This window comes from Candidatus Protofrankia californiensis, from assembly GCF_900634765.1.
Taxonomy (GTDB): Bacteria; Actinomycetota; Actinomycetes; order Frankiales; family Frankiaceae; genus Protofrankia; species Protofrankia californiensis.
The window spans coordinates 1-6,131 of sequence record NZ_CAAAFT010000121.1 but is presented as its reverse complement, the minus strand read 5'-3'; the positions used below and the strand labels follow the sequence as shown (position 1 = coordinate 6,131).

Genomic DNA, 6,131 nt, shown 5'->3' with positions numbered 1-6,131 from the left:
TGTTCGGCGGCCTGTTCGGCGGCCTGTTCGGCGGCCAGGGCCGCGACGAGGGCGTCACGAACGCGCGCGTACAGGTCCGGCAGGGTCGACCAGAACCCGGCCGTCTCCAGCGTCTCGGCGAACATGCCGGCGTCCAGCAGGGCGTCGCGCAGGTACGGGCCGCGGAAACGGCCACGCACCCACTCCGCGCCGGCCTGGACTCCCAGCGGGACCCCGCCGGCCGCGCCCAGCACCTCGGCGACGGCGGCCCGGCGCGTGTCGACCCACCCGGCGCGACCCTCGTAGCCGGTGATCAGACGGCAGCCGCCCCCGTCGGCACCGACGCCACCGCCGGCGAGCCCGGCGGCCGTCTCAACCTCGTCCGACAGGCGCGCGACCGTCGGGAGCAGATCCCGCTGTGCCAGTTCCCGCAGCAGCGCCGTCCCCTCGGTGAAACCCGCCAGCCGCCAGCCCTCGTAGCGGATCGTCTCGGGCACGGGCCGGACCCGCAGCCGTACCTGCGTGATGACCCCGAAGGCTCCTTCGGAGCCGAGCACGAGCTGGCGCAGATCGGGCCCGGCCGCGGACGCCGGGGCGCGGCCGAGCTCCCAGGTACCGGCCGGAGTGGCGATCCGCAGGCCGACGACCAGGCTGTCGAACCGTCCGTAGCCCGCGGATGCCTGACCGCTGGAGCGGGTCGCGGCGAACCCGCCGACGCTGGCGTACTCCCACGACTGCGGCAGGTGACCCAGGGTGAAGCCGTGCGCGGCAAGGGCGGCCTCCAGGGCCGGGCCGCGCAGACCGGGCTCGCAGGTGACGATCTGCGACTGCGCGTCGACGGCGGTGAGCCGGTCCATCCGCCCCAGGTCGAGCGCGACGACGCCGGCGAACCCGTCCCGGGCCGGGGCCAGGCCGCCCACCACCGACGTCCCGCCGCCGAAGGGCACCACCGCCAGCCGCTGCCGGGCGCACACCCGCAGCACGGCGAGAACCTCGTCGTGATCCGCCGGCAGGACGACGGCGTCCGGGGCGTCGAGGGCGTCACCGGCGCGCAGGCGCAACAGGTCGGCGGTGGACCGGCCCCGGCAGTGCCGGATGCGGCTGCCGGCGTCGTCACGTACCCAGCCCGGCCCGACCACGCCCGCCAGAGCCTCGCTCGCTTCGACGGACAGTGATGCCACCGGCAGCCGCAGCTCGTCCAGCCCCACCGGCGGGGTGTCGCGGCGGGTGACGCCGAAGGCCGCCTCCAGCAGGGAACGGATGTCCTCGGCCAGCGGCGTGTGCGCGTCGGGCGCGCCCCAGCCCCACCAGACCGTTCCGTTCCAGTTCGTTGTCGAAGCTGCCACCACATACACTGTGACAGATGTCGTCACAGCGTCATCGTGACACGCCGGATGCACTGTCCCACCGACAACCCGCATCCTCTGGCCGGACGGCGTCGCCGTTCCGGGCTGCCTCGCCGTCCCAAGTCACCTCGCCACACCGGAACGCGTCCCGGACGGCGTCGTTGAACAGGCGGCAGCGCGAGCGGGATCTCACCGAGCTCGCCGACGGTGCTGTGGTCGACGTCCTCGTGATCGGCGGCGGGGTGACCGGCGCCGGGGTAGCCCTGGACGCGGCCAGCCGCGGGCTGTCCGTGGCTCTTGTGGAAGCCCACGACCTGGCCTTCGGTACCAGCCGCTGGAGCTCCAAGCTCGTCCACGGCGGGTTGCGCTATCTCGCCGGCGGCGACATCGCGCTGGCCCGCGAGAGCGCCCGGGAACGGGCCATCCTGCTGGGCACCACCGCGCCCCACCTGGTGCGACCGCTGCCGATGGTGCTCCCGCTGGTGACCGGTTTCCCCGCCACCGCCGCGCTTGCCGCCAACGCCGGCCTGCACGTCGCCGACCTGCTCCGCCGCAGCGCCGGTACCCCGCGGACGGTGCTGCCGGGGCCGCGGCGGCTGACCGCCGTCGAGACCCGGCACATGGTGCCGGCGCTGCGTGCGGCCGGACTGCGCGGTGGGCTGCTCACCTGGGACGGTCAGCTCGTCGACGACGCGCGCCTGGTCGTGGCGATCGCCCGGACGGCAGCCCGGCACGGCGCACGCATCATCACCCGCTGCCGGGTGCGGGAGGCCGACGGCAGCGGTGCCATCGCCGTCGACACCATGAACAACTCGTCGGTGACGCTGAAATCCCGCAGCGTGGTGAACGCCACCGGGGTGTGGGTCGGCGAGCTGTGCGGTGATGTACACCTGCGCCCCAGCCGCGGAACCCATCTCGTCGTGGCGGACGCCGTCTTCCACGGCCTGCGAACGGCGATCATCATCCCGGTGCCCGGCGAGCGTAACCGGTACGTGTTCGCGTTGCCCCAGCCGGACGGTCACGTCTATGTCGGGATCACCGACGAACCGGTCGACGCCGTCGCCGACGTGCCGGTGCCGACCACCGCCGAGTTGGACTACCTGCTGGACGTGCTGTCGAGCGTTCTCGCGGTGCCGGTCGGCCGGGGCGACGTCCTGGGAGCCTTCGCCGGGTTGCGGCCGCTGCTGGCTGGTAGAGCCGGGCGCACCGCGGACCTGTCCCGGCGCCATGCGGTCATCACCTCGCCCGGCGGCATGGTCACCGTTGTCGGGGGCAAGCTCACGACCTACCGGCGGATGGCCGCCGACACCGTGGACACGTTGGTACGGACCGGTGGTCTGGACGTGGGCCCGTGCCGTACCCGGCACCTGCCGCTGGTCGGCGCGGCCGACTGGTCGAGGCTCGCCACCGTGGACGCCCCGGCCAGGCTCGTCGCCCGCTACGGCACCGAGGCTCCCGCGGTGATCGAGGGTGCCCGGGGCGATCCCGGGCTGCTCGTGCCACTGTGCGCCGGCGTCGAAGTGACCGGCGCGGAGCTGCTGTTCGCGCTGCGGCACGAGGGCGCCCTGGACGCCGACGACCTGCTCGACCGCCGTACCCGCATCGGTCTGGTACCGGCCGACCGCCGGGCGGCGCTTCCAGCCGCCGAGGCCCTGGTACAGCAGATCCTCGCGGTCGACAACTAGGACAAAATAAGAACAAAACTAGAACAAAGGCGGCGCGGACAGCGCGGACGGCGCGCCGATGGTAAGGGCCGCGACCCGCTCACGGTGCTGAACCGGGTCTCCGTAGCTGTAGACCTCGCGCTTGGCCCGCTTGTAGAAGAAGTGGGCCTCGTGCTCCCAGGTGTAGCCGATCCCCCCGTGATATTGGATCATCGTCCCGGTCACCTCCCGGGCGGTGTCACCGGCCTTGCTCTTGGCCACGGCGACCGCGAGCCGGCGGTCGGCAAGCCCGACGTCCAGCGCGTGAGCCGCATACAGCACCGCGTGCCCGGCCATGGTCACGGCCAGGTGCAGGTCGGCGAGATGGTGCTTGAGCGCCTGGAAGGAACCGACCGGCCGGCCGAACTGCACGCGGTCGCGGTCGTAGGTGACGGTGCGGACGAGCGCCTCGCGGGCAAGACCGACGAGGTCGGCGGCGGTGAGTACGGCGGCCCGGTCGAGCAGATCGGCGAAGACGGCGGTCGACGACCCCGGCAACCGCTGCGCGCTCACCGCGTCGAGGAGCACCGACGCCGTCCGCACCGTGCCGTCGTAGCTGTCCAGCCCGGACACGGTGACACCCGGCGAGCGCGGATCCACCAGGTACAGCCCGACGTCCCCGGACGTCTCGGTGGCGGCCACGACGACGGTCTGCGCGACCTCGGCATATTCGACGGGCAGCGCGGACCCCGTGAGCCGACCCGCCACATCGGCGGCGACGCGCACGCCCGAGGGGCCGTAACGACCGGAGGGGCCGCGCAGCGCCACCGTGGCCACCAGGTCACCGGTGGCGATACGGGGCAGCAGGGCGCGCTTGTGCCCGTCCGATCCGGCGAGGCGGACGGCCTCCCCCGCGAGCAGCGTGGGCAGCCACGGCCCGGGGACGACACCCGCACCGAAGGCGCGGGCGACCACCTGAGCGTCCACCAGGCCGAGGCCGAGCCCGTCGTGGGCCTTGGGAACGAGCACGGCCAGCCAGCCCTGTTCCCCCGCGGCCTTCCACAGCTCGGCGGGGTGGCCGTCACCGCCGGAGTCCTCGAAGACCGCCCGGACGGCCTTCAGGTCGAACCGGTCCGCAAGGTAGTCACGGACAGTGTCGCCGAGAGCCTGCTGCTCCTCGGTCAGCGCAAAGTACATGATGGCCCGTCCGGCTGAAGGTTGTCGAAGGCTATCGGGGAAGGCCGAGGACGCGCTCGGCGACGATGGTGCGCTGCACCTGGGAGGATCCACCCCAGATGGTGACCGAACGCGACCACATCGCCTCACGGTGCATGGAACGCATGTCCGCGTCGGGACGCGGCCGGGCCAGGGTGGCCTCCGGGCCGAGCAGGTCGTCGAAGGTCTCCCACAGCTGTTGATGCGTCTGGGACCACTGGAGCTTGGTCAGCGACGACTCGGCTCCGAGCTCCCCGCCCTGCTCGACCTGGGTGAGCACGTGCATGGCGTGGTACCGCAGGCATTCGAGGTCGACGATCCGGCGGGCGAGCCGCTGGCGCAGGACCGGGTCGTCGATCTGCTCGGCGCAGGCCGCTGCCACGATCTCGTCGAACTGGCGGCGGAACGCCGTGTACTGGGCCAGGCCGGAGGCGCCGCGTTCGAACGACAGCAGCAGCATCGCCGTGGACCAGCCGTTGCCGACGCCGCCGAGGCAGTCGGTGACCTTCACCCGGGCGTTGGTGAAGAAGACCTCGCCGAACTCGCTCGCGCCGCTCATCTGGCGCAGCGGCCGGGCCTCGACCCCGTCCTGGTGCATGTCGATCAGCAGCATGGAGATGCCGTGGTGCCGCTTCGAGCCGGGTTCCGTCCGGACGAGAGTGAAGATCTTGTCTCCGTGCGCGGCGTTGGTCGTCCAGACCTTCTGGCCCGTGACGACGAACTCGTCACCGTCGAGTACGCCGACGGTGCGCAGGGCCGCGAGGTCCGAGCCCGCGCCGGGTTCGGAGAAGCCCTGGCACCAGATGACGTCGTTGCGCAGCATCGGGGGGATGATGTCCCGCTTCTGCTCGTCGGTCCCGATCGCCATGACGGTGGGCACGAGGAAGGTCAGGCCGATCTGGTTGACCGAGTGGGGCACGCGGGCGCGCGCGGTCTCCTCGTCGTGGATCGCCTGCATGCCCGGCGTCCCGCCGCGGCCGCCGTACTCCCGGGGCAGGGAGATACCGGCGAAGCCGGCACGGTAGCGGACGCGCTCCCAGTCCCTGCGCAGCTCGAACGCCTCCGCCTCGCTGACGGTGGACCAGAACGACGGCGACCGCCACTGCCGCGGGACATTGTCGGCGAGCCAGGCCCGCAGCTGGGTGCGGAACCGCTCCTCGTCGGGGGTGAAGCTGAGGTCCATCAGGCAGCCTCCCGCAGGGCGGAGGAGGAGCCGACAGGGGAGCCTGTCGGCGATGACAAGGCAGTGGAGACGACAAGGCAGTGGGGTGGGGGTGGTCTCTGGTCGCAGTGGGGTGGCCCGGTCGTCCGGCCGCCGATCCGCGCGATCGAAGATTCACCGGACAGGCCCCGGCACGCATCATTGCCCTGGGCCGCCGATTACCTTGAGCAAGCTACCATGCGGACCTTGTTGGCGGCAGGCACGATGTGACCTGTCCGCGCCACGTCTAGCCTCCACGCTCCGGGGACGGGGAACACGATGATCGTTCCGGCACGGCTGAATCCCACCACCCGCGGTGACGCCCTGCGCCAGATGGAGTCCGACGTCGTCGACGTCGTCGTCATCGGTGGCGGCGTCACCGGTGCCGGCGTCGCGCTCGACGCGGCGACCCGGGGGCTGTCCGTGGCGCTGCTCGAAGCCCGTGACCTCGCGGCCGGCACGTCCAGCCGGTCCAGCAAACTGATCCACGGCGGGCTGCGCTACCTCGAACAGCTCAACATGGCGCTGGTCGGTGAGGCACTGCGGGAGCGTGCGCTGCTACTGAACACGCTCTGCCCACACCTCGTCCACCCGGTTCCGTTCCTGTTCCCGCTCACCCACCGGGCGTGGGAACGCGCCTACGTCGGCAGCGGGATGGTGCTCTACGACACCCTCGGCGGCCGCCGGGAGGTACCGCACCACCGTCACCTGACCAGGCGGGCCGCGCTGCGTGCCGTCCCCGCGCTG

Annotated in this window: 5 protein-coding genes; 2 read left to right on the top strand and 3 right to left on the bottom strand. The window is 72.3% G+C overall.

Features of this window, described 5'->3' with window-relative positions:
- Positions 1–1,352 (bottom strand): FAD-binding oxidoreductase (locus DD1DGNOD_RS07210; RefSeq protein WP_241255522.1); only part of this gene is annotated, 1,352 nt, incomplete at its 3' end.
- Between DD1DGNOD_RS07210 and DD1DGNOD_RS07205 the strand changes: the two genes are divergently transcribed.
- Positions 1,343–3,010, top strand: coding sequence for a glycerol-3-phosphate dehydrogenase/oxidase (locus DD1DGNOD_RS07205; RefSeq protein WP_131769715.1), 1,668 nt, complete (start codon positions 1,343–1,345; stop codon positions 3,008–3,010). The two genes, DD1DGNOD_RS07210 and DD1DGNOD_RS07205, sit on opposite strands and share 10 nt — an antisense overlap.
- A gap of 18 nt (positions 3,011–3,028) precedes the next feature.
- On the opposite strand, the gene DD1DGNOD_RS07200 is transcribed toward DD1DGNOD_RS07205, so the two are convergent.
- Both DD1DGNOD_RS07200 and DD1DGNOD_RS07195 read right to left on the bottom strand, forming a co-directional pair.
- A complete protein-coding gene (locus tag DD1DGNOD_RS07200; RefSeq protein ID WP_131769714.1) occupies positions 3,029–4,165 on the bottom strand; it encodes an acyl-CoA dehydrogenase family protein in 1,137 nt (378 codons plus the stop codon).
- A gap of 31 nt (positions 4,166–4,196) precedes the next feature.
- A complete protein-coding gene (locus tag DD1DGNOD_RS07195; protein ID WP_131769713.1) occupies positions 4,197–5,366 on the bottom strand; it encodes an acyl-CoA dehydrogenase family protein in 1,170 nt (389 codons plus the stop codon).
- Positions 5,367–5,663: 297 nt separating this feature from the next.
- Between DD1DGNOD_RS07195 and DD1DGNOD_RS07190 the strand changes: the two genes are divergently transcribed.
- A partial coding sequence (locus tag DD1DGNOD_RS07190; RefSeq protein WP_131769712.1) for an FAD-dependent oxidoreductase occupies positions 5,664–6,131 on the top strand: 468 nt, incomplete at its 3' end.

Bases quoted from the DNA above. Each gene is read 5' to 3' on its own strand.
- DD1DGNOD_RS07195 (WP_131769713.1), bottom strand. From the start codon at position 5,366: ATGGACCTCAGCTTCACCCCCGACGAGGAGCGGTTCCGCACCCAGCTG.
- DD1DGNOD_RS07200 (WP_131769714.1), bottom strand. From the start codon at position 4,165: ATGTACTTTGCGCTGACCGAGGAGCAGCAGGCTCTCGGCGACACTGTC.
- DD1DGNOD_RS07205 (WP_131769715.1), top strand. From the start codon at position 1,343: ATGTCGTCACAGCGTCATCGTGACACGCCGGATGCACTGTCCCACCGA.